At 55.3% G+C, this 25,950-nt stretch carries 26 protein-coding genes and 1 pseudogene; 16 read left to right on the top strand and 11 right to left on the bottom strand.

The window, feature by feature from the left end:
• Positions 1-331: 331 nt before the first annotated feature.
• Positions 332-766, bottom strand: coding sequence for a hypothetical protein (locus K3759_RS17460; protein ID WP_259985793.1), 435 nt, complete (start codon positions 764-766; stop codon positions 332-334).
• A gap of 352 nt (positions 767-1,118) precedes the next feature.
• On the opposite strand from K3759_RS17460, the gene K3759_RS20310 reads away from it, so the two are divergent.
• Positions 1,119-1,325 (top strand): hypothetical protein, encoded by a 207-nt coding sequence (locus tag K3759_RS20310; protein WP_409202520.1) that lies wholly within the window; start codon positions 1,119-1,121, stop codon positions 1,323-1,325.
• 576 nt (positions 1,326-1,901) lie between these two features.
• On the opposite strand, the gene rpsU is transcribed toward K3759_RS20310, so the two are convergent.
• Both rpsU and K3759_RS17450 read right to left on the bottom strand, forming a co-directional pair.
• On the bottom strand, positions 1,902-2,108 hold the full coding sequence (gene rpsU / locus K3759_RS17455) for a 30S ribosomal protein S21 (protein ID WP_259985942.1): 207 nt from the start codon (positions 2,106-2,108) through the stop codon (positions 1,902-1,904).
• Between the two features lie 116 nt (positions 2,109-2,224).
• Positions 2,225-2,971 (bottom strand): class I SAM-dependent methyltransferase, encoded by a 747-nt coding sequence (locus K3759_RS17450; RefSeq protein ID WP_259985792.1) that lies wholly within the window; start codon positions 2,969-2,971, stop codon positions 2,225-2,227.
• Between the two features lie 125 nt (positions 2,972-3,096).
• Between K3759_RS17450 and K3759_RS17445 the strand changes: the two genes are divergently transcribed.
• The 3 genes from K3759_RS17445 to K3759_RS17435 are packed head-to-tail and all read left to right on the top strand — an operon-like array spanning position 3,097 to position 6,084.
• Positions 3,097-4,215 carry an ABC transporter substrate-binding protein gene (locus K3759_RS17445; RefSeq protein ID WP_259985791.1) on the top strand — a complete coding sequence of 373 codons (1,119 nt, stop codon included), beginning with the start codon at positions 3,097-3,099 and terminating at the stop codon, positions 4,213-4,215.
• 43 nt (positions 4,216-4,258) lie between these two features.
• Positions 4,259-5,320, top strand: coding sequence for an iron ABC transporter permease (locus tag K3759_RS17440; protein ID WP_259985790.1), 1,062 nt, complete (start codon positions 4,259-4,261; stop codon positions 5,318-5,320).
• On the top strand, positions 5,314-6,084 hold the full coding sequence (locus K3759_RS17435) for an ABC transporter ATP-binding protein (protein ID WP_259985789.1): 771 nt from the start codon (positions 5,314-5,316) through the stop codon (positions 6,082-6,084). The genes K3759_RS17440 and K3759_RS17435 overlap by 7 nt, the downstream gene beginning before the upstream one ends.
• A 280-nt stretch (positions 6,085-6,364) precedes the next feature.
• Here K3759_RS17435 and K3759_RS17430 read toward each other — a convergent pair whose 3' ends face one another.
• Positions 6,365-7,390, bottom strand: coding sequence for a LacI family DNA-binding transcriptional regulator (locus K3759_RS17430; protein ID WP_259985788.1), 1,026 nt, complete (start codon positions 7,388-7,390; stop codon positions 6,365-6,367).
• A gap of 157 nt (positions 7,391-7,547) precedes the next feature.
• On the opposite strand from K3759_RS17430, the gene K3759_RS17425 reads away from it, so the two are divergent.
• From K3759_RS17425 to K3759_RS17395, 7 genes are all read left to right on the top strand, one after another.
• Positions 7,548-8,561: a TRAP transporter substrate-binding protein gene (locus K3759_RS17425; RefSeq protein WP_259985787.1), complete on the top strand. Its 1,014-nt coding sequence runs from the start codon at positions 7,548-7,550 to the stop codon at positions 8,559-8,561.
• 14 nt (positions 8,562-8,575) lie between these two features.
• Positions 8,576-9,094, top strand: coding sequence for a TRAP transporter small permease (locus K3759_RS17420; protein WP_259985786.1), 519 nt, complete (start codon positions 8,576-8,578; stop codon positions 9,092-9,094).
• The gene (locus tag K3759_RS17415; RefSeq protein WP_259985785.1) at positions 9,091-10,368 is read left to right on the top strand and encodes a TRAP transporter large permease; all 1,278 of its coding nucleotides are present in this window, start codon (positions 9,091-9,093) and stop codon (positions 10,366-10,368) included. The genes K3759_RS17420 and K3759_RS17415 overlap by 4 nt, the downstream gene beginning before the upstream one ends.
• An 8-nt stretch (positions 10,369-10,376) precedes the next feature.
• Entirely contained in the window at positions 10,377-10,916 is a 540-nt protein-coding gene (locus K3759_RS17410; RefSeq protein WP_259985784.1) for a VOC family protein, read from the top strand.
• Positions 10,917-10,923: 7 nt separating this feature from the next.
• Positions 10,924-12,186: a ribulose-bisphosphate carboxylase large subunit family protein gene (locus K3759_RS17405; protein ID WP_259985783.1), complete on the top strand. Its 1,263-nt coding sequence runs from the start codon at positions 10,924-10,926 to the stop codon at positions 12,184-12,186.
• 4 nt (positions 12,187-12,190) lie between these two features.
• Positions 12,191-13,426 (top strand): four-carbon acid sugar kinase family protein, encoded by a 1,236-nt coding sequence (locus K3759_RS17400; RefSeq protein ID WP_259985782.1) that lies wholly within the window; start codon positions 12,191-12,193, stop codon positions 13,424-13,426.
• Positions 13,427-14,662: 1,236 nt separating this feature from the next.
• The gene (locus tag K3759_RS17395; protein WP_259985781.1) at positions 14,663-16,378 is read left to right on the top strand and encodes a peptide ABC transporter substrate-binding protein; all 1,716 of its coding nucleotides are present in this window, start codon (positions 14,663-14,665) and stop codon (positions 16,376-16,378) included.
• A 52-nt stretch (positions 16,379-16,430) separates the two neighbouring features.
• Here K3759_RS17395 and K3759_RS17390 read toward each other — a convergent pair.
• From K3759_RS17390 to K3759_RS17380, 3 genes and pseudogenes are all read right to left on the bottom strand, one after another.
• A pseudogene (locus tag K3759_RS17390) lies at positions 16,431-16,766 on the bottom strand (Rid family hydrolase); the annotation flags it as partial.
• Positions 16,767-16,907: 141 nt separating this feature from the next.
• Positions 16,908-17,891, bottom strand: coding sequence for a PleD family two-component system response regulator (locus K3759_RS17385; protein ID WP_259985779.1), 984 nt, complete (start codon positions 17,889-17,891; stop codon positions 16,908-16,910).
• A 263-nt stretch (positions 17,892-18,154) separates the two neighbouring features.
• Positions 18,155-19,738: a PAS domain S-box protein gene (locus tag K3759_RS17380; RefSeq protein WP_259985778.1), complete on the bottom strand. Its 1,584-nt coding sequence runs from the start codon at positions 19,736-19,738 to the stop codon at positions 18,155-18,157.
• A gap of 198 nt (positions 19,739-19,936) precedes the next feature.
• On the opposite strand from K3759_RS17380, the gene K3759_RS17375 reads away from it, so the two are divergent.
• From K3759_RS17375 to K3759_RS17360, 4 genes are read left to right on the top strand one after another with little or no spacing between them, the layout of a single operon-like run.
• Entirely contained in the window at positions 19,937-20,344 is a 408-nt protein-coding gene (locus tag K3759_RS17375) for a response regulator (RefSeq protein ID WP_259985776.1), read from the top strand.
• A 7-nt stretch (positions 20,345-20,351) separates the two neighbouring features.
• Positions 20,352-20,564, top strand: a complete 213-nt coding sequence (locus K3759_RS17370; RefSeq protein ID WP_259985774.1) for a hypothetical protein — start codon at positions 20,352-20,354, stop codon at positions 20,562-20,564.
• Between the two features lie 3 nt (positions 20,565-20,567).
• Entirely contained in the window at positions 20,568-20,819 is a 252-nt protein-coding gene (locus tag K3759_RS17365; protein ID WP_259985772.1) for a zf-TFIIB domain-containing protein, read from the top strand.
• Positions 20,820-20,847: 28 nt separating this feature from the next.
• The gene (locus K3759_RS17360; RefSeq protein ID WP_259985770.1) at positions 20,848-21,309 is read left to right on the top strand and encodes a pentapeptide repeat-containing protein; all 462 of its coding nucleotides are present in this window, start codon (positions 20,848-20,850) and stop codon (positions 21,307-21,309) included.
• 68 nt (positions 21,310-21,377) lie between these two features.
• On the opposite strand, the gene K3759_RS17355 is transcribed toward K3759_RS17360, so the two are convergent.
• Positions 21,378-22,343, bottom strand: coding sequence for a calcium/sodium antiporter (locus K3759_RS17355; protein ID WP_259985768.1), 966 nt, complete (start codon positions 22,341-22,343; stop codon positions 21,378-21,380).
• Positions 22,344-22,565: 222 nt separating this feature from the next.
• On the opposite strand from K3759_RS17355, the gene K3759_RS17350 reads away from it, so the two are divergent.
• Positions 22,566-23,210 carry an exopolysaccharide biosynthesis protein gene (locus K3759_RS17350; RefSeq protein ID WP_259985767.1) on the top strand — a complete coding sequence of 215 codons (645 nt, stop codon included), beginning with the start codon at positions 22,566-22,568 and terminating at the stop codon, positions 23,208-23,210.
• 97 nt (positions 23,211-23,307) lie between these two features.
• Here K3759_RS17350 and K3759_RS17345 read toward each other — a convergent pair whose 3' ends face one another.
• The 3 genes from K3759_RS17345 to K3759_RS17335 form a co-directional block, all read right to left on the bottom strand.
• Complete coding sequence (locus K3759_RS17345; RefSeq protein WP_409202525.1) at positions 23,308-23,814, bottom strand: MgtC/SapB family protein; 507 nt, start codon at positions 23,812-23,814, stop codon at positions 23,308-23,310.
• 465 nt (positions 23,815-24,279) lie between these two features.
• Positions 24,280-24,630 (bottom strand): H-NS histone family protein, encoded by a 351-nt coding sequence (locus tag K3759_RS17340; protein ID WP_259985763.1) that lies wholly within the window; start codon positions 24,628-24,630, stop codon positions 24,280-24,282.
• Between the two features lie 310 nt (positions 24,631-24,940).
• Positions 24,941-25,702, bottom strand: coding sequence for a sulfite exporter TauE/SafE family protein (locus K3759_RS17335; protein ID WP_259985761.1), 762 nt, complete (start codon positions 25,700-25,702; stop codon positions 24,941-24,943).
• Positions 25,703-25,950 lie beyond the last annotated feature (248 nt).

Raw genomic sequence — 25,950 nt, 5'->3', positions numbered from 1 at the left:
TTTAGGGGAAGATGACGACGAATTGTAAGGGTGGTACGGTGGGGGCAGTAACCGGGAAACCGTCCTGGAATGCATGAGGTGTCTCGATCCGCCCGCGCGTATAGCGTTTCCAGAAGATCGCGACTTATCCGTATTGATTCCTTTGAGCTCGAAGCCTTGCATTTGATCTGCTTGACCAAGCCGGTCAGGGGGGGGGGCAGTCACGGTGAGTTACATTCGGCTCCAGTCGCCCAAATACGTGAACGCTTCCTATCCGTTCTTTAACTACGTGACCGGGCACGACAGCTTCCTGTTGGTGCCCGGCTTTGCATCGCGCAGTCAAATACGGTTCTCAAGTGAAATCTGGGCTTGTGCGACTGCCGTGCTGTTCCTCGGGTGGGTAACGATTTGCTTTTCGTTTCTGAACCCCCGGGGTAAGCAGTTTGCGCAGAGCTGGCTCTGATACACCGTCAATGCACTTTTCAAGGGCCAAGGCTATGCGGCGCACATGCGTGACAGACTCCACCCCCGCTATTTCTGCACAGTGTGCTGCCGTCCGCGCAGTTTTCATCTCCGAAAATGGAAAATTTCGGCTCGGGGCGCAGCAGTTTTCGACGGAACTGCTGCGTTCTTCCGCATAAAAACGTCCGGCACTATCCCAATTTCCGGGTGGATTGACTCTGCGGCTCTTGCGGTCTGCGAATTCAAACCCGGCGTTAATTTCGTCGGGTGAATAGGCAAGGTCGGCTGCGACTGCTGCTGCTCTGTTTTTGTGTTTAAAAATCACTTTGTTCTCCAATTCTAGTTGTTTAGCGATGCGAAGTTATTTGCGATCATCGCAAGTTATACCTATAGGAACCTCGTTAAATACCGGTTAACGTTTCACCAAAATCGCGAATATGTCGGAAATTCCGATCGCCGATGGCGTCTATACGTCCTGTCATCTTCCGAATTATAGAGATATTCTGGAGCGTTATCTGACATCAGAATGTCCTCATATCATCGTTCCTAGTCCCTTTTGGGAGCGGAATAGTATTTTAACATCGCTGATGTGATGGACAGCGGGCGGGCACGGCAGCTCTCAGAGCTATTGCGAGCGGTGTTTGAGGACGCGTTCATGGCCACCAGACCCCATTGTCGTGGCCATCGGGAGCGAAGGCACCGCATCTGTATTCACGCGCGAGCTCAAAACTAAGATTGAGCGGTTTTTGCCGCACAACCTTGGCAGCCTCGCCGCGTTTGCCGGACGGCTCAGACCCGGCGTGGCACGCAATATCCCGTGGGCACAGCGCCGCGCCTTCTGGGCGTGGGTCTTCAAGGGGATCCCACGCAGACAATGGGTGTGAGGGGCTGAACGCGACGCCGCGCACGACATCAAAGCTGCCATTGCCAGCGGCTGCACCACCGGGGAGAATCTCGGCCAGATCATCTTGGTCGGCGCTGGCCCTAGCGCGCGATTTGCCGACCCTGCGCGCGGTCGAAAAATGTCAGGAAGCGGATGTGATCTTTTACGATAGTTTGGTCGATGCAGAGGTTGAGGAAACGCGCAGAAATCGGCCTACAATAATGGCGATCGCCACGCCGGGGACCTGACACGAGGCGGACAAAGAAGATACTGGGCTCCGAGTTTGGAGAACGGATCAAGGCACTTGGCGAATTAGAGCTTTGGAAAACGCGATGACAGATACTCGCACATAAGCCCTTTAAAAACATGGCACCAACTTTGCTAGCGTCGCGCCAATACTTTGCTGCGTTGGCAGCACCCGCTCGAGCCCTCACCCGAGCCGGGACCATCATTTAAGTCTGCTGGCTCAGAAGCTAGATCGGAATACCAGTTAAACTCGAAGAGTCGGGCCAATTCAGCATATCGGCCACCCTAAAGACGATGGGTTGGCTGCAGGCTTGGATGTTCGATGGAAGACCTACACCACGCCTTCTCGCTCCAAGCGCTTGCGCGCCGCTTTGCGAGCCCGGCGGATTGCTTCGGCTTGTTGGCGAACTTTCTTCTCAGAAGGCTTTTCGAAGTGCTGCTTGAGCTTCATTTCGCGGAAAACGCCTTCACGTTGAAGCTTTTTCTTTAATACCCGAAGAGCCTGATCGACATTATTATCGCGGACACTGACCTGCATATGGATAACACCATTATTCATGAACGAGAAATTACTAGAGAACAGGACCATGCTGGTTGCAAGAGCAATTTGTGCCTCAAAATGCCTGTGAGACAAGCGCTCGTCCGTCCCTCTGCTTAAACCTTTGCGCTGATAGCATACCGATGCTCACTGTAACGGATCAAAGACCTGCGCCAGCCGAGCTGTCGTGCTTGTGCGCGATGTATTTTACTAAGATCGGTATCGATGCGAATATCCGTAAAGCCTGCCTCGGCCAACAGGAAAGCAACTTGCTCCGCCCGAGCGCCTTGGGCGAAATGAACTTGCGACAGAATTTCCTGATGACGAGAATTCATGTTCTGGGACCGACGTGGAAAGAGCTGAGCCAAGGTGCGCGCAACCCAGCTACGGGTGACGAAATCACCATCGATCAACAGCAGCTGTCCACCCGGAACCAAAACGCGCTTCCATTCTGCGAAGGCCGCAGCCGGATCGACGAGGGTCCATACAAGGTGGCGGGTTACGAGCACATCGAAACTTGCATCGGGTAGCATGGTACGCTCCGCGTCAGCCTGCATAAAAACTGCGGCCGGAACTTTGGCGCGGGCGCGCTCGAGCATGGGCTCGGACCAATCGAGACCTGTTACCGCATAACCAAGATCGTGGCACAGGCGCGCAATCTCTCCTGTTCCAGACGCCAGATCGAGCAGTCGGCGCCCCGTGGCAGATCCGAGATGTTTTTGGACAAGCGCCTGCCAAGCTGTTTGTTCTTCACCTTGTCCAATCTTGTGGCCTGGCTCGGCGTCGAAAGTGGCGGCACGATCCGACCAGTAGTCGCGGATCTCATCGCGTAGATCACGGTTGCTGCCAAGCGGCTGGGTCATAGGTCTGCTCCAAGACGGGTCGATGACTTCCATGTTAAAGACGACAATTTTTGTCAATATTAAAACTTGACTATTTAAGTCGGAATTAATAGTCGATGGGCCAGTTCAAACATAAAGGTCTCCTGATGTCCCTTCGCTACACCTTGAGCGCCGGTGCGCTGTGTCTTTTCTCCGCTCCTGCCTTTTCAGACCCGATCACCATAACGGATATTGCAGGGCGAGAAGTCACTCTTGAAACACCTGTGGACCGGGTAATTCTCGGCGAAGGACGCCAAATTTTCTTTGCGGCCGTATTGGACGGCGAAGACCCATTCGAGCGCGTGGTGGGGTGGCGGGACGATTTCCATGAGGCCGCGCCCGAGAGCTATGAGGCCTATGCTGAAAAATTCCCCGAGATCGCTGATATTCCGACCTTCGGCGGCTTCAAGGATGGCACATTCGATATTGAACAGGCCGTATCCCTGACCCCTGACGTGATGATCATGAACCTCGAAGCCAAGGCGGCTACCGATGAGGCAGGCTATGAGGAAAAGCTCGCCAAGGTCGACATCCCTATCGTTTATGTTGATTTCCGCGAAAAGCCGTTTGAACACACCGCAAAGTCAATGGAAATCATCGGTAAATTGTTTGGCGAAGAAGAGCGTGCCGATGACTTCAACGACTTCTATCAAGAGCAGATCGCCCGTGTCACAGATGTGATCGATGCGCAGAACGATCTGGAGCGTCCTTTGGTATTTGTCGAACGGGCAGGGGGCTACTCCGAGGATTGCTGCATGTCATTCGGCAGCGGCAACTTCGGTCGCATTGTCGAACTGGCGGGTGGGGAAAACATGGCTGCCCCGTTCATCCCCGGGACATTTGGTACGGTGAACGCGGAGCAGGTGATTGCCTCCAACCCCGATCAAATCATAGTCACCGGCGGTAATTGGGAAGCCTACGTCCCCGGTGGCGCATGGGTTGGCGTCGGGCCAGGCTCGGACGAAGCGCAGGCCCGTGCGAAGTTGCAGGCTTTGATGGAACGTCCCGCCTTTACCGGTGTTAAGGCCGTCGAGGCAGGCGAGGTTCACGCGATTTGGCATCAGTTTTACAATTCGCCCTATAGCTTTGTCGCCGTCCAACGGCTGGCGACATGGTTGCACCCGGAGTTGTTTGCCGACCTCGACGCGGAGGCAACACTTAAGGAACTTCACGAGAGGTTCCTGCCCGTCGACTACCGTCCTGGATATTGGGTTTCACTGAAGTAACCAGGGCGCGCAGCGCAGCCCTCTTGTCGAATAAGGCAGACCAATGACCAGTATCACATCCGACACTACGGCACCCGCGTTCGCCTACCGCGGGCTGGTGACGCGACGTATCTTCATTCTGGCTCTGCTGGCCTGTTTGCTGATACTTTCTGTCGCGGTGGACGTATCACTGGGACCGGCGCGTTATTCGGTGGCAGATGTGCTGCGGACCCTCGTCTCTCCAACCGATGCGGATGTGCAGATGCGGGTCGTCGTTTGGGACATTCGGATGCCGATGGCCATGCTCGCGGTGACGGTCGGGGCAAGCCTGTCGCTTGCCGGGGCGCAGATGCAGACCATCCTCGCGAACCCTTTGGCCAGTCCCTTCACGCTCGGCCTTTCGGCAGCAGCCAGTTTTGGCGCGGCGTTGGCGATGGTGTTGGGGGTCGCACTCTTTCCGGCGGCGATTTCCCTGATGGTGCCGATCAATGCCTTTCTGATGGCGATGGCAGCCGCTTTGCTGATCTTTGGATTGTCCACTCTACGGGGCGTGACGGTCGAAACCATTATCCTTCTAGGCATCGCATTGGTCTTCAGCTTCAACGCGGCCTTGGCGTTGTTGCAATATTTTGCCTCGGAGCAGGCTCTATCTGCCGTGGTCTTCTGGACCATGGGCAGCCTCACCAAAGCCACTTGGGGCAAGGTGGCGGTGACGGCGGTGGTCCTCGCGCTCTGTGTGCCGCTCTTTGCTCGCCGGGCATGGGCCCTGACCGCCGTTCGACTGGGTGAAGCGCGCGCGGCGGCAATGGGTGTGCCGGTGCGTCGGCTGAGACTGGAGTCTTTGTTTCTCGTATCGCTCTTGGCGGCCGTGCCGGTTTCCTTCGTCGGCACGATAGGTTTCATCGGCATTGTCGGTCCACATGTGGCACGGCTTCTCTTGGGTGAAGATCAACGGTTCTTCCTGCCTGGAGCGATGTTAGCTGGCGCGCTGATCCTTTCGGCCACATCTGTGCTCTCGAAGGCCTTGCTGCCCGGCGCTGTCCTGCCCATTGGCATTATCACGGCATTGGTGGGCGTTCCCTTCTTTGCCGCTCTTATTCTGACCAAGGGGCGTAAAGCATGGTGACGCTGCAACTTGAAAACCTCGGTGCGCGCTATGGTCGGCATGAGGTCCTCAGCAAGGCAACAACACCGCCAATTCCAGGAGGCAGCTTGACCGCTCTTGTGGGAGCCAATGCGGCTGGTAAGTCCACGCTGTTTCGGCGCATTGCAGGTCAGATGCGGGGGGCAGGAACTGTGCGCCTCAGCGGTGCAGCCGCGGACGACTTGCGCTACATGCCTCAAGATACGGGGGTGAATGCAGCGCTGACGGTCTACGAATCCATCATACTCGCGCTGAAGCAGGGTGGGGGCGGCTGGCGACTTTCAGCTTCCGAGTTGACGGCCGTGAACGACGTCTTGGCCAGATTGGGCATCACCGCACTTGCTGAGCGGCAGTTGCCGGAGCTGTCCGGCGGGCAACGTCAGGTCGTGTCGATCGCACAGACGCTGGTGACGCGGCCCCGGGTTATCCTGATGGACGAGCCCACCTCCGCGCTCGACCTTTACCGGCAATACGAGGTATTGGAGGCGTTGCAATCCTATGCCGCTGAAAGCGGAGCTGTGATGATCCTCGCTTTGCATGACCTAAATCAGGTGATGCGGTGCAGCACGACCACCATCGCTTTGGGCGAGGGCAGGATCCTCGCCACCGGTCCGACGCTAGAAATACTCACACCCGCGATGATCCGCCGCCTCTATGGTATCAACAGCCGCGTTGAGCGCTGCTCGCGAGGCTGCGCGATGATGATCGTCGATGGGCCAGCTGAGAGTAGTCAGATCTCCGCTTGATTTAAACACAAGTATGTCCCGTCGCATCATCATTTTTGTGACTGCGGCGTTTCCAGAGCTTTTAACTTGCCTGAAAAGCTGCGTCTCTTCGACATTTTATAGCTTGTCTTCAAGGCTGGATATATCCTGGCGCGCCCTGAGAGTTTGTGCAGCCACTTCACAATAAGCCTGTAAAATGATCACAAGTTTGTTTTCCTGATTAAAGTCAACAACCTGACGTTATCGTTTCCTCAACTGGTGGTGGTATTACGTGTCAGAGCGCTTTTGCACGCCTTACAGATCAAGGTAGGTTCTCCCGGAAATAGATGTCCAGCTTGAGCGGTCTAGGACGTGCTGCGGGTTCCGAAAGACAGCGAATGGCACGGTCGATCAAGATGTCAGGGTCCATCTCGAAGATGGCATCGATCGTTCCGTCAAGCATCGCGCGGCGGGTGTCTGGGGTTAGGCCATGACCGATGAACACGAGTTTCGTCTGTCGTTTTTCTCGGATGGCGCGGGTGATACCGCCGGAGGATCCGCCAACGTTGTAGATCCCAATCAGGTCGGGGACCTTTTCGAACAAATCCAGCGCATGTCGATAATTTTCGGCCGCGTCATCGTGCCCTTCGCGCATTCCCACGACCTTAAGTTTTGGAAACATCTCGTCAATCAGACTTAGAAACCCAGCCTCGCGTTCGGAATGTGCACGGTAGTGGCGCGATCCCGCGACCAAGGCCACCGAGCCGATGGTGGATTCAGCAAGCCGTCCGATCAGCAGCCCGGCGGTTCTGCCCACTGCACGGTTGTCCAGCCCCAGGTGGCTGATCTGGGGAGAATTGCCGAGGTCGGACACGATCGTCACCAACCGCGTTCCAGTCGCTGCGATTTCGGCGGCGGCATCGCGCACCTCTGGGTGTTCGATTGCGAAGAAGATGATCCCGTCTGACCAGTCTGCGTTGTTATGCAACGCCTCCACTAGGGCGGCGGCGTTGAAGCTGTCGATGAAAAAACACCGCAGGAAAGGAGCATCAATACTGGTCTGGCCAATACGTTCTTTAGCTCGTTCGCCCAATAGACGCAGATAGGGGTTCGTACCAGCAGGCAGCAGGACGGTAATATTTAGGGGCCGTACCGTGTTGTAGCGACTTGCTTCCTCTGCGCTTAGGTAGCCGATGTCGCGGGCCGCATCTAGTACCCTGATGCGAGTGCGGTCTTTAACGCCCTTGCGTCGATTTATCACCCGGTCCGCCGTTGCCAGTGACACGCCTGCAAGGCTCGCCACCTTCGCAAGGTGCGGACGCTTAGTGTTGTCCTTTGTTAGCCTCATTACGCAAAAACCTCAAAAACCCTCATGCCGATTTCTTTGACGAATGGTGGCCCGAGTCTCTACCTTGGGTCAATAAGGTGATTATCGAGCGTTTTATCGTTGTCTGCACAGCAGAGGGCCTCAAAACACCTCAAAAAGATCTCTGGGAGGGGAACCGATGAATAAATCAGACTTTATGAACCGTCGCACGCTGCTTGCGGCCGGGGCAGGGGCCTTGGCCACGCCCTTTCTAGTGCGTCCATCATGGGCTGCGACCACCCTGCGCTACGGCCACAATAACGAAGTGTCTTCGGTTGCGGGCGCTCAGGCAGATTGGTTCGCCGAGGCGCTTGGTCAAACTTCAAATGGCAGCATTGACGTGCAAGTGTTTCCTAACAGTCAGCTTGGCAAACTTCAGGAACTGGCTGAGGCGGTTTCTCTGGGCACTATCGCCTTTTCGCACAACACCGCCGGCGCGCTTGGGTCGCTGTACCAGCCGTTCGCCGCGCTTGATACGCCTTATCTTTACCGCGACGTCGACCACCTGATGGCTGTGACAGATGTGGACAGCCCCGTGATGCAGGAACTGAACGAAGGGCTAATCGCCGCTGCCAACGTGCGGGTGATTTATGCACATTATTTTGGTCGCCGGAACCTGACCTGCAACAAGGCGGTGATGTCACCCGAAGATCTGGCCGGTACCAAAATCCGTGCCGTGCCTTTTCCGATATATACTGCCGCGGTAGAGGGTATGGGCGCGGTTGCCGTGCCTGTTGACTGGTCCGAAGTACCTACGGCCTTGGCCACCGGAGTGGTGCAAGGACAGGAAAATCCGGTGAACGTGGTGCTAAACGTCAAGCTTTACGAGGTGCAATCGCACCTTATGCTCACCGGTCATATGTCCAATGCCGAAGTCGTAGTAATGAATGAAGACGCGTGGCAGGCACTGGACGATGCTAGCAAAGGCGCCGTGCGCGAGGCTGCCAACCAGACCCGCGAAAAGGCGACCAAAGCCATTCTAGACAATGAAGAGTCTGAGACACAGCAACTGCGCGACTTAGGCATGACTGTGATCGGTGCCGAGGACGGGTTGGACGTGGAAGCGTTCCGCTCGTCAGTCAAGGCGCTGGTCGATGAGCGATTCGGTGCGGAATACGGCAATCTTTATGCCAAGATCGCGGCTGTCTCCTGATGCAAAGCACAACCATGAGCCGCGCATTTCTTGCGCGGCTCGCTCGTTTCGGTGTGGTCCTAGGGATGATCTTGGTGGCGCTTATCGCCAGCCTTGTTGTGCTGCAGGTTATGGCGCGGAATTTCTTTGACACTGGGCTGCCGTGGGCGGACGAACTGGCACGGTTCAGCGGCATCGGGCTCGTTTTCTTTGCCGTTCCCTGTCTGGCAGGCCGTCAGGTGTTGGTATCGGTCTCCATGCTACCTGACCTAATGCAGCCTGCGGTCCGCCGATGGCTGGTGCTGGCCGCCGACCTGGCGACGTTGGCCTTTTCGGCGCTGATGATCTGGAGCTTTGCCGAGTTCCTACCGCGTGCGGGCAAGTTTTTAACCCCTGCGATGCGGCTGCCCAACTGGGTTTACTACAGTCTTGCGCTTGCCGGGTGCTTGCTGCTGGCGGTAATTGCGGGGCTACGGGTCGTCGATGCTTTTCGAAAGCGAGACCCGACAGCGCCCTACCGCGATGCGCGGGATGTAGATGGTTTGCCCCTATGAGCCTGATCCTCATTTCTATTTTTGTTATGTTGCTCATCCTCGGCGCGCCAATTGCCGTGTGTCTTGGCCTGTCGTCGGCGATCGTGATTGTCACACACGAATTACCGGTATCGGTCGTCGCGCAGCGCAGTTTGAACGCACTGGACAGTTCCCCCTTGTTGGCGGTGCCGCTATTCATCTTTGCGGCCAGCCTGTTGAATGCAACCGGCGTGACCGCCCATCTGTTCGAATTGGTAAGGATGATGTTTGGCCGCATTCGCGGTGCGGTAGCACAGGTTAGCATCTTTGTGTCACTGATCTTTTCCGGCATCTCGGGGGCCGCTCTGGCCGACATCGGCGCGCTTGGCGCTATCCAAATCAACCAGATGAAGGCCCAAGGCTACCGCGAAGAATTTGCAGCCGGGCTGACCGTCGCGGCCGCCACCATTGGTCCGATCTTTCCGCCTTCGATCCCGATTATCATCTACGCTTCAGTAGCCAACGTCTCTGCGGTGAAGCTGCTGATTGCGGGGGTCATCCCAGCATTGCTGCTGACTGCATTGCTGATGATCCAAGTCGCCATCATCGCCCGGGTAACAGGATTGCCGCGCGACGAAGTGCGGGTGCATCCCCGTGCTTTAGCGAAGAAGGCGTTGATCTCCTTTCCTGCGCTAATGGCGCCGGTGCTATTGATCGGTGGGTTGGTCAGCGGCTACTTCGGGCCGACCGAGGTGGCGGGTGTGACCGTGGCCTATGCCATGCTGATCGGGATTTTCATTTACCGTTCGCTGTCAATGAGTGGCATTGTTGGTGCGCTGCGCGACACCGCCGAGTCGACGGCGAACATTCTGTTCGTCGTGGCTACAGCCGCGCTGTTTGCATGGGTTCTTACACTGGATCAGGTGCCGATGAAGGTTTCGGGCTTATTGCTGGGCCTGTCGGACAATCCGCTGGTTCTCTTGCTGTTGGTCAACATTCTGCTTTTGGTGGTGGGCATGGTGCTGGAAAGCATTGCTGCGATCCTGATCATTGCGCCCATCATCGCCCCGGCATTGACCGCGGCGGGGGTCGATCCTCTGCAACTCGGTATCGTGTTTGTGCTGAATTTGATGATCGGACTTCTGACGCCACCCGTCGGCATGAGCCTTTACATGATTACCATCATAACACGCATGCCCATCGGGCGTGTCATCGCCGGGGTGATGCCGTTTTTCATCCCGCTTCTTCTTTCGCTGCTTGTGGTCTCGGCCGTTCCGGCCCTGTCGACCTGGCTGCCCGAACTCTTAATGAATTGAGGTCTGAAATGAGCAACCTTCTGGGGCCGATCCGGCAGCTTGGCTATGTTGTTGATGATATCGAAGCCGGTATGAAGCATTGGTCCGAGGTCATGGGAGTTGGCCCATGGTTCTACAACCCGCGCGTGCCGATCGAGGAATACACCTATGACGGCAGGAGTTACGGGCCACACAACTCCGTGGCGCTGGCAAACTCAGGCGAAATGCAAGTGGAACTGATTCAGATCCGCAACGACGTGCCGTCCATGTATCGTGATTTCCGCGAGAAAGGTCTGCGGGGTTTGCAACATATTGCATTCTGGACCAAGAATTTCGACGCCGATTTGGACAGGATGCTAAACCGGGGTTTCACAGTGAAGATGAGCGGTTGCGTGGGCAAGAACGGGCGGTTCGTTTACTTCGCCGAACAGAACCATCCCGGCAGCTGTATCGAGCTTTCCGAGGTCTTGGGGCCCAAAGGCAAGATGTTCGATCTGATCCGTGCGTCGTCGGTGGATTGGGATGGCTCGGATCCGGTGCGCCCGTTCCCCGATCTTTCCGCGAGGTGAGGGTTTCATGGACCGCGTGATCGCCGAATATCTGCTGGAAACGCCGTTTCCGCTGGAGGATGTGGCCGCCATGATGGCGGGCGAACAATCAAGCGGCACCTTCGTGCGTGTTGCCGGTGAAACCGATGAGTTGCGGGCGCGCGCAGCGGCGCGGGTCTTATCCATCGTGCCCGAAGACAGTGTGGAACAACCTGCGCTGGCCTCCGCCTATGTGGAGCGCAAGGATGTGTCGGGCCCGTTCCGCCGCGCGCGGGTGCGCATTGCCTATCCCACCAGCAATATTGGACGCAATTTGCCAACGCTGGCGGCCACGGTATCGGGCAATCTCTATGACATCGGCGAGATTACCGGCCTGAAGTTGCTGTCGCTGGAGATCCCTGCGGCCTATCGCGCCCGCTATGCCCTGCCTGCGGTCGGGATCAAGGGCACGCGCGACAGTCTTGGCGTGCCCGATGGTCCGATCTTTGGCACCATCATCAAACCCAATGTCGGCATGCGTCCCGAGGAGATCGCAGCGCTTGTCGATCAGCTGTGCGCCGCCGGTGTCGATTTCATCAAGGACGACGAAGTCTGTGCCAATCCCGATATCGCTCCGCTGGCTGAGCGTGTGCCTGCCGTAATGGCGGTGATCCGCAAATGGCAGGACCGCACCGGTCGGCGCGTGATGATGGCGTTCAACATCACGGATGAGACCGACGCAATGCGTCGCCACGCCGATTTGGTGGCGGCCGAGGAGGGCAGTTGTGTCATGGCGAGCCTGAACTGGTGTGGCCTGTCGGGAATGGAGACGCTGCGCGCGCATACGCCGCTGGCGATCCATGCGCACCGCAACGGGTTTGGCGCGATGAGCCGCCATCCGCTCTTGGGGATGAGTTTTCCGGCTTACGGCGCGCTCTACCGTCTCGCGGGGATCGACCACATGCATGTGCACGGAATTGGTGGCAAGTTCGTTGATTTTGCGGACGAGGTGACTGAGGCTGCGCGCGCCTGTCTTCAACCGCTCAGCGCGAGCGGGGTAGATGATCGCGTAATGCCAGCATTTTCATCCGGTCAATGGGCGGGCACCTTGCCCCACACCCTTGAGGCGGCAGAGCTGCCCGATTTCATGTTCATGTGCGGCGGCGGTATTCTGGCGCATCCCGATGGGCCAGACGCGGGGATCAGATCGCTGCGGGAAGCCTATGATGCTATCCGCGCAGGTAACCCTCTGGACCAGGCGGCACTAACGCGCCCAGCACTGGCAGAGGCGTTGCGGTTCTTCGGGCCATAGTGGCATGATCGAGGTTGTTTTTCTCGGCGATGACTTTACGGGCGCGTCCGATAGCCTGGCCACCTATTCCTCTAGGGGCTGGCCCGCCCGCTTGGTTCTCAACGCAGGTTATGCGAGCGAGGGGCTCATGGCTCTGGGACTGCCCACTGATTTGCGATCGGTCGGACCAGAAAGGGCGCTCGCCGATATCGCAAACCTTTGGCCGCGCATCGAAGATGCTAATCCGCGAGTTCTACATTTCAAAGTCTGTTCGACCTTTGACTCCAGCCCTTCGACAGGTTCGATCGGCGCGGTCGTGGTGGAGTTGATCGAACGCTTCAAACCAGACGTAATCGCTGTGATTGGCGGGCAGCCCAGTCTGGGGCGCTACTGTGTCTTCGGCAACTTGTTCGCAAAAGGCCCAGATGCAAAACCTCACCGCATCGACAGACATCCCGTTATGGGGCAACACCCCGTCACACCGATGACCGAAGCCGATCTAACCCGTCATTTGGGCGCGCAGGGGCTTGGCAGCCTTGACCCTGTGCCATTCACCTCATTAGCAGACACGAGCTCGATTGCGCAACGGATGAGGCACGGACCGGTATTGTTGGACGTTGTGAACCTTCAGGACCAGGCCATGATTGCGCAGGCCCTTACCCTTGCCGGGGGGCGGCAGTTGTTGATCGGGGCAAGCTCAGTCGCTGAAATTCTGACAATGGTTGCGGACAAGGCCCAGATGCCCGCACAGGTGGCACCGCCCGAATCGATGGGTGTTCTAGTGTTTGCAGGCAGCCGGTCAGCGAACACATCCGAGCAGGTTCGCAATGCGCGGCTTTTTAAAAAGCTCGCTCTGACACCTGAGGCGATGCGCTCAGACGCGTTGATAGGTAGCGCAGTGCAACGGCTTCAAGCCGGGCAGCGAGTGCTGGTTCATTTGGACCCGGAGGCAGACTACGGCATGAATCCTAGCAGACTTGCAGACGCATCGAGCTGGTTTGTCGAAACCGTGCTTGATCAAGTCAATGTCGGGTATTTGGGCCTCGCTGGCGGCGACACCTCAAGCCGTATTGCCGCAAGATTGGGCTTTCGCGTTTTGGATTTCGAACGCAGTTTCGGAGTGGGGGCATGTGTGTGTGTGGCCAGACATAGATCGTCAGAGCGTGACCGAATGCGGGTCATGTTGAAGGGTGGCCAAATGGGGCAAGGCGACCTTTTCGATGCCTTCGCGAAGAGCGCGGGCCGGCCGGTGGAGCTTTGACAATATGGCAGGTTGCATCCAACTTGGGTCTCAAACAGGCCAATTTTGAGAGGTTATTCTTCGCCCGGTCTTGTCACATTAACTTGCTAAGTCTGGACCTTGTTGCACGGATCGCCTCTCCGCAGATATCCAAGTGGTCTGTTCCCTTCAAGATTTGAACACTGATCATCGTGATAAGATCCACGAAGCAAAAGCATCGTCTGCCCGACTGGTCTGAGTGCAACGTATGTCTGGGACAGCGCGATGATCTGACGATTTAGATCAGCGAAGCCGCGTTTGACCTGTGGTGGATACCGCGTCGAATAACGCCTGGCGGACAGCGCACCACTCGGGTCTGGCAATTGCGCGATCTACCGGATCGGGCATAGTTGGAAAATCCGGCTCTACCATATAAAGCGAAAAGATTGACAGGCGATTATTTTGGGACAAACCGTTTGTCTTGTGAAGATTTTCGACTAAAGCAAGCTCAGGGGGTCAGGTGACGCTCTATTCTACCTCGGCTTGAACTTCCATGGGCCGCGGTAAACTTCGGCGGCTCTCCTTCCATTCCCTGGCACTTGGAGGGTCGTCGCCTTTCTTCGCATAGCTCAAAGCGCTCCAAGTTGAGAGTACCGGTGGAAATCTCCCACCGTCTTTGCTTTTTTCCAAAGCACACGTATATGCGATTTGTGGATGGCAATTGTGGCTTATTCACCCCCGGTGCTTCCTCCCTGTAGCCCGGAATAACTGCGGCGGCCCTTTCCCCTTTATACCCTAGGTGGGTCGTCGCAACTTTTTCTGAAGTCTACGCTGCCGCACAGACCCGAGAGGGACACCCCAAACCAGTTGAATTCTCAAACCGGTTATTCAATTCCATGCGCGCATGCTGACCGACATCTGATTCAAATTCCCCGATCGGCTCTATACCGGCCTAGCTTGTCTGTGATCATGACCCGGTTCATCAAAATCGTTTCTTTGACTGAAGTCTTAATCACTCAGTTACTCCGTCTCTTGGACAGACGTCACACGACCAAGACGGTTCTCAATTTAGAGTAGAACCCTCGGTGCCCATGGCTCTTAGACTTCGTTCCGATCCCGAGAATATCTCTCGGCCTTCATCTCAGTAATGGCGGGCGGCTATCCGGAACATGCTTGCGTGTCCGATAGCGCAAGTCACAGCCTTGCAAAATGATAAGAATCTGTTTGATTGGTTAAGTAATCACCCACATCAAACACTAACAGGCCAGAGGATAAACCATGCGTTTAATAGCACATTTACTCGGAGCAACCTCGATGACCTTGCTGTCATCAATGGCGTTTGCCCAAGAGGTCGAGCGCGGTCGCGATGACCAACTCAACATTATCTATTGGCAAGCGCCCTCAATCTTGAACCCCTATCTATCTGGCGGTGTGAAAGAGCGCGATGCTTCCAGCATGGTGCTTGAGCCTTTGGCCAACGCCGATGAGAAAGGCGAGCTTGTCCCGAAGCTGGCGGTCGAAATCCCAACGGTCGAGAACGGCGGCATGACCGAAGACTTAACGGCCATTACTTGGAAACTGAAAGAGGGGGTGACTTGGTCAGATGGCACGCCAGTGACAGCCAAGGATGTAAAATTCACGGCAGATTACTGCATGAACCCCGAAGGCGGTTGCGCCCAACTGTCAAAGTTCAATGACGTCAAAAATGTCGAAGTCATAGATGATCGCACGATAACAATCCATTTCGATGAGCCGAAACCTTACCCGTATCTGCCTTTCGTCGGGGCGGCCTCACCCATTCTTCAGGCTGCACAGTTCGCTGAATGCACCGGTGCGCGTGCGCCGGGCTGTACCGAGGAAAACTTCAATCCGATTGGCAGCGGCCCGTTTGTGGTCACGGACTTTCGGCCAAATGACTCTATACAGCTTGTTGCCAACGACAATTATCGCGATGCAGGCAAGCCCGCCTTTGCCAAGCTGAACTTTAAAGGCGGTGGAGACGCCGTTTCAGCCGCGCGCGCCGTAATGGAAACCGGTGAGTTTGATTACGCGTGGGATTTGTTGATGGCACCTGACGTGCTGGAAACAATCGCAGAGGGCGGTACAGGAAAGCCTATTTTTGAGTTCGGTCCCCTTGTCGAGCGGATCGAAATTAACATGACAAATCCTTCGCCTGATCTCCCGCCCGAGACGCGTGCAACTGTTGAGGAGCCACATCCGTTCCTGACAGACAGACGCGTTCGGCAGGCCATGAGCATGGCAATCGACCGCGAATTGCTCAACGAAATCGGCTACGGTCAGGCAGGTCGGCCAACCTGCAATCTGGTCCCCGCTCCTCCGATTTATAGCTCTGACAACACAGAATGTATGACGCAGGATTTGGAAGCTGCGAAAGCACTTTTGGATGAAGCAGGCTGGCAGGATGAAGACGGGGACGGCGTACGCGAGAAAGACGGTATGCGTCTGTTGATCGTGTTTCAGACCTCTACCAACGCCGTTCGTCAAGACTTCCAGGCGCTTATCAAAGACTGGTGGAACCAGATCGGTATTGAGGTTGAGCTGCGCAACATCGACGCGTCGGTCTTTTTCGGCGGCGATCCAGGCAGCCCCGACACATTCCCCAAGTTCTATGCCGACGTTGAGATGTATGCGAACCTCTATGACGGCACCGACCCGCAAGCTTATCTTGCGCAGCGCCGTTGTGGGAATGAGCCAAAGCCCTCAACCCAATGGCAGGGAGAGAACATCAACCGCTTTTGCGATGAGGAATATGACTCCCTGCTGGATGAACTTTCTCGCACAAGCAAGATCGAAGAGCGGGCGCGTCTGGTTAAACGTTTGAACGACATTATCACCACCGAAAGCAAATCCATGCTGCCGTTGATCAACCGCGCAGCGGTAGCGGCGCAGGGCAACACGCTTGGTGGTGTGAAGCTGAACGCTTGGGACAGCGACCTGTGGAACGTTGCCGACTGGTATCGTACCGAAGGCTGAAAGAAAAAAGCGGTGGCCCTTCTTGGGCCACCGCTTCGACATTCAGGACAGAGCGGACTGCCACAACTTCAACCAACCAAGCAGGGTTCGCCAATCCTGCGACGGCGAAGACCGACCGCGTTGGCAGTTCGGGTTGGTCCTCGGTGCCAGAGTATTGGGTGTAACCCTCCATGAAACCCTGAAAATCCATCCCGTCACTGCCCTCGGGCGCGACAAGATAGGTCTGCATTTTCACGGCGTCACCCATGTCGAGGTCAATCGAGGCGAGCTTCTTTTCGATTGATGCAAGAACGCTGGCAGTCTGAGTGGCCGTATCCCCGAAATATTCGGGCGAGCCTTTCTCTGCAGTTTCATCAGCCAACTCAGGAACGGTGCCGCTGAGGTAAAGTGATTGTGACAGGCCTATTTTCTATTTCGACCAGCGGAAAGCTTGCGCTTGAGTGGGGCGCTTCAGGATCTGCGGGACGTGCAATCAACACGGCACGAGTTCAAGGATAAGCGGGTCATCATCTACTAAGAGGATCTTCATTCAATGGGCCGCCGAGACAGGTAGGATGTCGGGGGGCGGTGTATCAGAAAGAACTTTCTGGCGCCTCACCACGCGTTGAATCGCGCGCGAAAACGTTCGCCTTACTCTCTGAGATTGACTGGCGTTCGGGTGAACCGGGCTGCCAACAGATAAAGATAAATCCATCCTAACGCCGTTGTCATGGTGTAATCCCGAGGTATCAATTTCTTCCTGGATCATATCCTCAATCTCAGGCCAATTCGGCAATTGGACGCCCGAGGCGACGCATAGCAAGGTGCCATTGCCGTTATGAGCCATCAGCAATTGAGGGTGGTCCACAATCTTTGCGATTGCCGCGACGGTGGCGGCGACCGCGACGGCAAATTCACGGGTGCTACCCTGAGTATAGAGTCTTTCCGCATCCTCAATTGTCGCTGCGAAAACCTGGCAATCGCCCAAGTCGTTCCGGGCAAGCTGCGATAGATAATTCCCTAGCGGGAACGGCAAAACCAGTTGATGGACATCTTCGATGTGTAAAGGGTCTTCTAATGCAAAGTCATGTTGCCCCGGGCGACCCTTCCCATGCAGTTTAGAGAGGCTCAAGCGAGGAGCTAGGGCCGCGCTCTCCATCATACGTTCCGCCACACGCAGCCTGGCGCGGAGAACTTTCGGGTCAAAAGGTTTGGTGACATAGTCTGTTGCACCCGCCATAAATGCGCGCTCGATTGAAGCCGTCTCGGTCCTCTGGGTAAGCATGACCACCGGGGTATCGCGATAGCTCTTTAGCGCTCTGATATGGCTGCACAAGGTGATGCCATCCATCTGAGGCATCTGGATGTCAAGCAAGATGCAGTCGAAATGTTGGTTTGGATCGGCCAGCAGTTTTAGGGCAGCTGGGCCGGAAGACAAAACCGTGAGCCTAACCTTTGGGGACCTAGATCGCCTGAAGGTGGCCTCAATCATCTCCAAAATGATGGGGTCGTCATCAACGGCAAGAACTTTCATGGTGAACCTCCTTTCGGATCATTCTGCCTGCACATTGCTGCATGTAAATCTGACGATTTTACGACCGGACCGGATCGACAGAAAGGCATGTTAGAGGCAATCACAGCTACAAAGAAACTCCAAGTCGTCTGAGCGGCATAGCACCAGCTGCCTTGGCTTGGTTCGAAAGGGGAGTATTACGCCAATGCTCGGTATTAGCTTCAACGAGCAAGGCCATCTACTTAGATGGTGGCCTTGGCGCCGTCCTAGATGACGTAAATTCCTTACAGGGGGCGGGCGGGGAGCGTGATAAGAAACTCAGCTCCAGCCCCATCACAGGGCTCGATTGATAGCTCACCGCCCATTTTTCGGATCGCCTGGCGGGAAATGGTCAGCCCGAGGCCGATACCCTGCTTGTCCCTGGTGTCAGATAGGTCTTGCTGCCAGAAAGGCTGAAATATCTTTTCGTGAAGATTATCGGGAATGCCGGGGCCTGAATCCTTTACGCGGATATTCAGCTGACGGAAATCCCTCGTCACGATAACGCAGACCTCACTATTATCAGGAGAAAATTTGGCAGCATTTGAGAGCAGGTGCCTCAGCGCTCTATCCAACAGAGCCGGATCGCATTGCCAGGGAATTTCGCTTTCCTGTAAGATCATGCGGGCTGAAACCTTATGTTGATCCATGACGGGTTGGCTCTTCAGCAGCGCCTCTCCTAAAATTTCGATAATATTTGTCTCAGTCAAGTTTAGGGATAACGTTCCGCCTGACACCTGTTCGAAATCGAGCAGATCTTCCAACGCTGTGCGTAACCGGTCCCCGCCGCGTTTGGCAATTTTTACAAGTTGCTGCACTTTTTCCGTTGGGCCATTAGGACAAACGACGTCGAGCATATCCAGCGCCCCTACGACTGCCGTCACGGGCGTGCGTAATTCATGCGCGATGATGGACATGAACTCGTTCCTGAGAAAATCCAACCTACGTTTTTCAGTAATATCTAGAACCTGTGTGATGTAATGTAAGGGGTGGCCTTCGTCGCTGCGTACCAAAACAACGCTGAGATGGCCCCACACCACCTCTCCATCAGGTCGAACATATCTTTTTTCCATTTCGAATGCGTCAACCTCACCCTTTAGGAGCTTTTGCGCATTCATCAGGCTGTCCGCCAGATCATCTTCATGTGTTACGGTTTGGAAATCTGTGTTCTCCAGCTCACTTTCAGTATACCCGAGAAAAGTAGTCATCGCAGCATTCGCCGCCAACCACTTCCCTTCCAAAGAAATGAGGGCGGTCCCGATGGGCGCATTTTTCATCAGGGATCTGAACTTCGCTTCACTACTGCGCAGCGCTAGCTCAGCACGTTTCCGGTCTGTAATGTCTCGTTGCGTCCCGACTAGGTTGAGGGCATTCCCCTGCTCATCCCACTGAGTTGCCTCAGCATCTGTTCGCATCCAGAGCCACTCCCGTCCATCGCGTGAACGTAGCCGATATTCCATCATGACGCGTGGAGTTCTGCTTTCTACATAATCAGCCAGTGCGCGTTCGATGACCACTTCATCTTCAGGATGTATCCTCCCCCGCCATTCAGTTTGAAAGTCGACATCCTCGGACAGACTAACATCCATCAGTTCACGCCACGCTCCTGAAACATTTGAGGTGTCAGAAACCAGATCGAGCTGAAACACGGCAATATTCGCGGCGGCCAATGCGGTTTCGATCGTCTCTACTTCTAGACCGCATTCAGTTACATTGAACTTATCATCTCGACGTGAAGGCTGCCCTGCCAAACGCTTGTCAGTCGGAGTGCTGGGATTATTTTTTTCCATATGCCACTCTGCTCTAGAAACCGTAAATGCAACGTCCATTGCGGACCAATCTCTGACTACATAGCAATGGCCAGTCAGGAAAATAAGGAGGAGGTGCACCTTCAACTTTGTTAAATGTTTGGCAAAAAATGGCCCTTAGGACTCAGGGGGAGGCAGGGAAAGCTTGCGGAGTAGAGGAATGGGTGAGCATGATTGTAATGCCCCACAACCATTAGGATCTTTTCCAGATGTTAGTTCATGATGCATGATGTTCTCGTCGTAGAGGGTGATCCATTTCTGCGCTTTGCGGCCATGGACCTTGTGGAAGATGCAGGACTTTCTGGCCGCGCCGTTGGACATGCGGTCGAAGCATTGGCGATTCTCTCGGCCGATACTGATATCCGAATCATGCTGACGTCTATCGGAATGCCCGGATCAATAAACGGCTTAGAGCTGGCGAAGATCGTGCACCGCAGATGGCCCCGCATTGCGATCATTGTCGCATCTGGAGCCTCAAATGTGACATCAAAAAGTTTGCCGCCTGGGGGGACTTTTATTGCGAAGCCCTATCTGCCGGAGACTGTCATAACATGTTTGGAAAGCGCCGCTTCATCTGAGCTTTTCCATGCTTCAGAGCAATATCCCCCTAGACCAAACGCGATCTAGATTGCACTTGGAAATCATGCTGTTGACAACCGTCGAACGTCTACCACTGCATGGGTTCGTCCTTATCTTCCCGGGTTTGCAAAAAATCTTGACGGTGCTGACGCCGCCTGGCTCCGTTCCAGCCGATCAAACGCACAGCGATTCTGGCGAGAATAAATTTGAAGTGGTTGCAGTTTGCATCGCGGGTGCCCAATTAACTTCAGGAATGAAGGAGGCTTAACCGATGCAATGTCCGATCGATGGAACCCAACTGGTGATGACAGATCGCTCCGGTGTAGAAATTGACTACTGCCCCCAGTGTCGTGGGGTTTGGCTAGACCGAGGCGAGCTGGACAAGATCATTGAACGGTCGGATCCCCAACTTGCCCCCCGTGAGGTCGCCTCCCTGCGCAGTTCGGGACAAGATCGTGACCACGGCAAGCCTTATAAAAAGAAGCGTCGCGAAGGCTTTTTGAGCGAGCTTTTTGACTTTTGAAAGGCCTGATAGGCTTAGGTGGTACTTCTTGAAAAATCATGCGTTTCCGACGAGCTGCCTTGGCGTGCTTCTGACTGTCGCTTCTCTCTTTGGCACTTCCGCGATCGGGCAGGAACCGGAGCAGGAGAAGCAATTGCGCATGCTCGGCAGATGTTCCGGTTGTACCTTCGAGCAGATGGACCTCACAGGTCGGAAGTTGACCGGGATAGACCTGACCGAAGCTCAATTAAGGGACGTGGACTTCTCGGAAGCAGGTCTCAACCTTTCGCTGTTTGACCAGGCAACCCTCGAGAATGTTTCGTTTGCCTCTGCCGATTTGACGGGCGCCAGTTTTTCCGGTGCCAAGCTAATCAACGTATCATTCGAGAACGCGGTTCTCAAAGCAGCCGTCTTCGAAGATGCTATCCTGATCGACACCGACCTTGACGCTGGGATCTACTGCAACACGCAGGTGCCGAATGAGACCATGGTGAGCACCGAATGCGATTGAGCGGCCATCTAATCGGTCTGGCTTGAGCTACATCTTCATGCGACCTCGGCCGGGAATATTCAGGAAGGCTAGCTGATCGCGCCGCTTTGGAACAGGTATCCAATGTAAACTGCATAACCCGCTATGAACAGGAAGCCTGCTACTCGACCAATGCGCTTGGCTGCAAACAAGATCACAGCCAGGCCGCAGGACAGTAGCAGCATGAACACCATATCAAACCCTTGGAACCGTTCACTCACTTCAATCGGCACGATAGCGGATGTGATCCCGAGAATCGCCAAGACGTTGAAAATATTGCTTCCAATCACATTGCCGATGACCACGTCAGACTGCTTTTTGAGGGCCGCAGAAATAGATGTGGCAAGCTCGGGCAGAGAGGTGCCGATGGCTACAAGGGACAGGCCAATCACAGCATCGGAAACCCCGAACGTTTTCGCGATGGACCCGGCCCCGGACACCAGCAGATTAGCACCCGCCACGAGCGCTATGATGCCGCCTAGAACAAAGACGGTGGCAACGCTCGTTCTGGAAACGCCAGAGCCTTCGAAGTTTTCGGCCTCATGCTCGAACATCTGGGAGTCACGGCTGCGTTTTTCCATCCAGAACGTCGCACCGAGGTAGACAGCTAGAACAGCGAGTAAGAGTGCGCCCTCGAGGCGGTTTAGAAACGCTCCTTTGAGCAGACCAAACAGCGCAAAAGCGACCAAGGCCGCTACCATCGCTTCCCGTACAGCAGACCTATCCCAACCGGCGATCGGCATGATCAAGGCCCCAGCCCCGATGATAAGTAGGATATTGGCGATATTGCTTCCGACCACATTGCCTAGAGCAATCTCAGGGGCTCCGCTGAATGCGGCCTTCAAGGAGACCAGCAACTCCGGCGCGGAGGTACCAAACCCGACGATGGTCAGCCCGATCACCATTTTGGAGAGCCCTGCTCGTTCTGCAATCGCGACACTGCCGCGCACAAGACCTTCGCCCCCGGCGAAGAGCAGAATGAGGCCAGTTGCAATGTAGATCAGATCAATGCCCATGCGGCCTCAGTTCGTAAGAATATTGCATAGGCTCTTGGTTCCTTCAGGTTCATACCCACATAGAGTTCCATCCAGTTCCCTACAAGAGTGGAACAGAGCGGATTCCAAAGGGACCTGCCAATCAATGCGCCGGGCAGATTTGCCCCCAGTTAAAGGCAGGCCAATGACGACCATCCGAGAGACACTTTTCTTAATGCCTCCCCATCGGGGCTTAGGAGAACTGTGACAATCAACTTCAGTTATCCACTGTCAAAAAGGCAAAGGAACGTCAAAAGTCGTTCTTTATCGTTCAATTTGCTTTGCGTGCTTGGGAGTGAGCGACAGCGCAACGCGATACCCCTTGGTCACCTCTTAGAACGGTTGGGGGAGCGGTCATTCGGTTGGGCCATTCTGCTCTCATCCCTAATTAATCTGTTGCCGCTGCCTCCCGGCGCCACGCTTGTAACGGCCATCCCCCTGGTGTTCTTTAGTGTTCAACTGGTGCTCGGGCGTTCTTATATTTGGCTGCCGCCTTGGATTGCCAAACGGTCATTGTCCCGTTCCGCTCTGAGAAATACCGTGCTGCGTCTACGGCCGATTTCCCGGCGCGTTGAACGCCTGACTCGACCGCGCCTGCAAGGCGTATTCCAACCCAAAATTGAGCGCCTCATCGGATTGCTTCTTTTGGGAATCGCCTTGGCACTGTTTGTGCCTTTACCGCTCAGTGGGTGGTTTCCTGCTATTTCGCTTTTCGTCGCAGGTATTGGCTTCGTTGAACGCGACGGACTGGTTGTACTTGCAGGTATCGGCATGGGGCTGGCTTCGATAGTCCTGACGGTTCTCGTCGCGATGTCAGTTGCAGCCGGAGCGGATGCCATAATGCATTGAGGGTGCCCTACGTAATTTAAACCAAATACCTATTACGTTGGGTACAGCCCCTTGAAACGACAGGCCACCGGGCGGGGTAAAGGGGAACCTAATAGGGTTATTGTCCTTCTTGGGCCCCGTTGGGCCTAACCGAAGACGGTAGGATGCGCGGGATAACGGCTAGGATGATCAGCACGATCACCGTCGCTAGGACCGCAGTTGCCTCGAGACCGAGCCCCGCGACGATACCAATACCAGCTGTCGCCCAAATATTTGCAGCGGTCGTCAAACCTTGAACCTTTTGTTCTGCGGCGCGAATAATGATCGCTCCTGCGCCCAAAAAGCCAATGCCCTGAATAATACCTTGCAGGACCCGGGACATGTCTGGTGTGGGCATGCCACTTTGTAATGGTCCAATCACGAAGAGCGCCGCACCTACGGCCACCAGCATATGGGTGCGCACCCCGGCGCTTCGCGCCTTGAGTTCTCGTTCATAACCAAGCAGCCCGCCCAGAAACGCCGCCAACACCAAACGCAGTGTTATACGGGTCATGGTCGACAAGTCGGGAATATCGGAAAATTCGCTGATGATGGTTGCCCAGACTTCTTGCCACACGGGTTTAATCCTTATTCGGCGCAACCTCGGCCGAGGTGCAACAACGCCAGGGCGCCCCAGAACACCCTGCGCAGTAATCGCTAGGGTAACAGCCTTACAAGCGCCACTCAGTATTCAAAGAAAGTTTGGGAACATGAGCGGGCACTCCGATGGCCTGAAAAGCTTTATGATCACCTAAAAGCTCAGCGCAGACCGTTAACGAGATTGCTTTTTAGAGGTACTTGTTGTGGCCCGTCTGTAGCTGCCCTGTAGGCTTAATGAGGTCATTCTGTAGGCGCCTTGTAGACGTGACGCTGTAGGAGGACTTCTCTCCCGAGGCCTAATGCCGATCGGTATAAAGGGGGTGGGCGAAATGCAGGTAGCTGCGCATCAGGGAAAAACCATTCTGAAATGCGCAGCTAACCATCAGTCTCGCTCTCTGGATGTCAGGTACTTTTCGGTCCCGAAATAGTTGAAATTCTAGGCTTCCACCGGTCAGATACGCATAGCATCGGGCGCGGTGCCGCTCTCGACCTGACTACGGAACCAATTCGGCTGTCGGCCCTTACCCGTCCAGGTCTGTTTCTTATCGTCTGGATTGGCATAAATTGGTTTTGAGGGCTTCGAAGCTTTCTTAACCTTAGCTCGCTTTTTCGCAGGAGCTGAGGGTTGCGTTTCAGAAATTTCCCCTAAGGAAAATCCAAATTCTGCGGCCGCTTTCGTAGCAGCTTTTCTTGCCTCTCGCTGGTCTCTGTTTCGAGCCGCCTGCAATGCCTTTTTTACATCAGACAGAAGCCTCTCGAGCTCTTTTCGCGACATTGCTTTCAGGTCATTTTTCGTAAACATATCAACCTCTATTTTAGATATGCGCCCATATATGTATCAATAGGCATTAACGTCGACCCTCTAAGGACGTGGAGGCTCAGTATTTTCTTTTCCCCGCAAAGCAGATTAGAAAGGGTGGGCACCAAGGGCCGCCCTATATTTACTGCTGCCCTCATACTCCTTCTTGCCGCTTGTTAGTTCCTGGAAGAGCGCTATAAGAATCGTCGGCAATATGACCATTGCCAGCGCCGAACTTCAGTTCGAGCTCGGAATCAAACCGCACGGTCGATTAGGTTCAAAAGTCAAATTGCCCGGGTTGCAGAACCAAAGGCTATCCGAGGATGAAGTACCAGGCACTTAAAGCCAATCCAGTGGCAATGACGAACCAACGGATCAGGTGCTGCGGCACCAACCGTCCAACAACCACGCTCCCCCAGCCACCCAGGATGCTCGCCGTCGCGACAATCGCAACCGCACGATAATCGATTGCCCCAGAGACGATGAACACGACGACTGCCAAGCCCTGCATAATGCAGGCGAGCCAGTTTTTCGCGGCGTTGAGCGCATGGAAGTCCCGACCTTCGGTGAGCGAAAGGGAAGCCAGCATCATGATCCCCATTCCAGCGCCGAAATAGCCGCCGTAGATAGCGACCAACCCTTGCAAACTCGTGGCAAGCGGGCCTGGCGCGTTGCTCCTGCGACGAGCGGCCATACGTTCTCCCAATGTGGCGATGCGTGGCGCGAGCATGAACAAGACGGTGGCGAATAGGATCAGAAATGGCACAAGCGCGCGGAACGCGCCCTCATTCGTGTTGAGCAGCAGCAGGCCCCCCAAGATGCCGCCAAATGCGGAGATGATGGAGAACGGCAGAAGTCGACGGAATGCTTTTGCGATCTCGCGTCGATAGGCAGTAGTTGACGCGATCTGACCGGGCAGGACTGAGACAGCACTTGTCGCGTTGGCGGTGACAGCTGGTAGTCCTACGGCGACAAGTGCGGAGAATGTGAAGATCGTTCCGCCCCCAGCAAGGGCGTTGATTGCGCCTGCCAAGAAACCGGAGCCGAGAAGCAGTAAGATATCGATGTAAGTCATTGCTTCTTCTACTATCCGCAGACACCCACTGCCAATAAGCTTTCATTATTATACCCCGACTCCTGCAGAAGCCGAAATTGATGGCTTGACGGTCGGGCTTAGAACGATTCAGCTATGGTTATGATCCGGCTTGGTTTTCGTTCTCCAACAGAGCGCCTGGAGATTGAGGCTTGCGTGCGTATTCAGCGCGAGGACCACGGTATTCCCCGCCAGACAAATGCGATGTTGCTGCTTTCTGCGTCAGAACC

Origin of the sequence: Sulfitobacter sp. W027 (assembly GCF_025143985.1) — a bacterium.
Taxonomy (GTDB): domain Bacteria; phylum Pseudomonadota; class Alphaproteobacteria; order Rhodobacterales; family Rhodobacteraceae; genus Sulfitobacter.
The sequence above is the reverse complement of the archived record's forward strand: the minus strand, read 5'-3'. Positions and strand labels throughout refer to the sequence as shown.

What these genes read in the sequence shown, in the direction of transcription:
- K3759_RS17410 (WP_259985784.1), top strand. Translation starts at nt 10,377, where the DNA reads ATGAGCAACCTTCTGGGGCCGATCCGGCAGCTTGGCTATGTTGTTGAT.
- K3759_RS17380 (WP_259985778.1), bottom strand. Translation starts at nt 19,738, where the DNA reads ATGGACGTTGCATTTACGGTTTCTAGAGCAGAGTGGCATATGGAAAAA.
- K3759_RS17335 (WP_259985761.1), bottom strand. Translation starts at nt 25,702, where the DNA reads ATGACTTACATCGATATCTTACTGCTTCTCGGCTCCGGTTTCTTGGCA.
- K3759_RS17450 (WP_259985792.1), bottom strand. Translation starts at nt 2,971, where the DNA reads ATGACCCAGCCGCTTGGCAGCAACCGTGATCTACGCGATGAGATCCGC.
- K3759_RS17340 (WP_259985763.1), bottom strand. Translation starts at nt 24,630, where the DNA reads ATGTTTACGAAAAATGACCTGAAAGCAATGTCGCGAAAAGAGCTCGAG.
- K3759_RS17445 (WP_259985791.1), top strand. Translation starts at nt 3,097, where the DNA reads ATGTCCCTTCGCTACACCTTGAGCGCCGGTGCGCTGTGTCTTTTCTCC.
- K3759_RS17425 (WP_259985787.1), top strand. Translation starts at nt 7,548, where the DNA reads ATGAATAAATCAGACTTTATGAACCGTCGCACGCTGCTTGCGGCCGGG.
- K3759_RS17395 (WP_259985781.1), top strand. Translation starts at nt 14,663, where the DNA reads ATGCGTTTAATAGCACATTTACTCGGAGCAACCTCGATGACCTTGCTG.
- K3759_RS17400 (WP_259985782.1), top strand. Translation starts at nt 12,191, where the DNA reads ATGATCGAGGTTGTTTTTCTCGGCGATGACTTTACGGGCGCGTCCGAT.
- K3759_RS17355 (WP_259985768.1), bottom strand. Translation starts at nt 22,343, where the DNA reads ATGGGCATTGATCTGATCTACATTGCAACTGGCCTCATTCTGCTCTTC.
- K3759_RS17440 (WP_259985790.1), top strand. Translation starts at nt 4,259, where the DNA reads ATGACCAGTATCACATCCGACACTACGGCACCCGCGTTCGCCTACCGC.
- K3759_RS17365 (WP_259985772.1), top strand. Translation starts at nt 20,568, where the DNA reads ATGCAATGTCCGATCGATGGAACCCAACTGGTGATGACAGATCGCTCC.
- K3759_RS17415 (WP_259985785.1), top strand. Translation starts at nt 9,091, where the DNA reads ATGAGCCTGATCCTCATTTCTATTTTTGTTATGTTGCTCATCCTCGGC.
- K3759_RS17420 (WP_259985786.1), top strand. Translation starts at nt 8,576, where the DNA reads ATGAGCCGCGCATTTCTTGCGCGGCTCGCTCGTTTCGGTGTGGTCCTA.
- K3759_RS17405 (WP_259985783.1), top strand. Translation starts at nt 10,924, where the DNA reads ATGGACCGCGTGATCGCCGAATATCTGCTGGAAACGCCGTTTCCGCTG.
- K3759_RS17435 (WP_259985789.1), top strand. Translation starts at nt 5,314, where the DNA reads ATGGTGACGCTGCAACTTGAAAACCTCGGTGCGCGCTATGGTCGGCAT.
- K3759_RS17430 (WP_259985788.1), bottom strand. Translation starts at nt 7,390, where the DNA reads ATGAGGCTAACAAAGGACAACACTAAGCGTCCGCACCTTGCGAAGGTG.
- rpsU (WP_259985942.1), bottom strand. Translation starts at nt 2,108, where the DNA reads ATGCAGGTCAGTGTCCGCGATAATAATGTCGATCAGGCTCTTCGGGTA.
- K3759_RS17385 (WP_259985779.1), bottom strand. Translation starts at nt 17,891, where the DNA reads ATGAAAGTTCTTGCCGTTGATGACGACCCCATCATTTTGGAGATGATT.
- K3759_RS17375 (WP_259985776.1), top strand. Translation starts at nt 19,937, where the DNA reads ATGATGCATGATGTTCTCGTCGTAGAGGGTGATCCATTTCTGCGCTTT.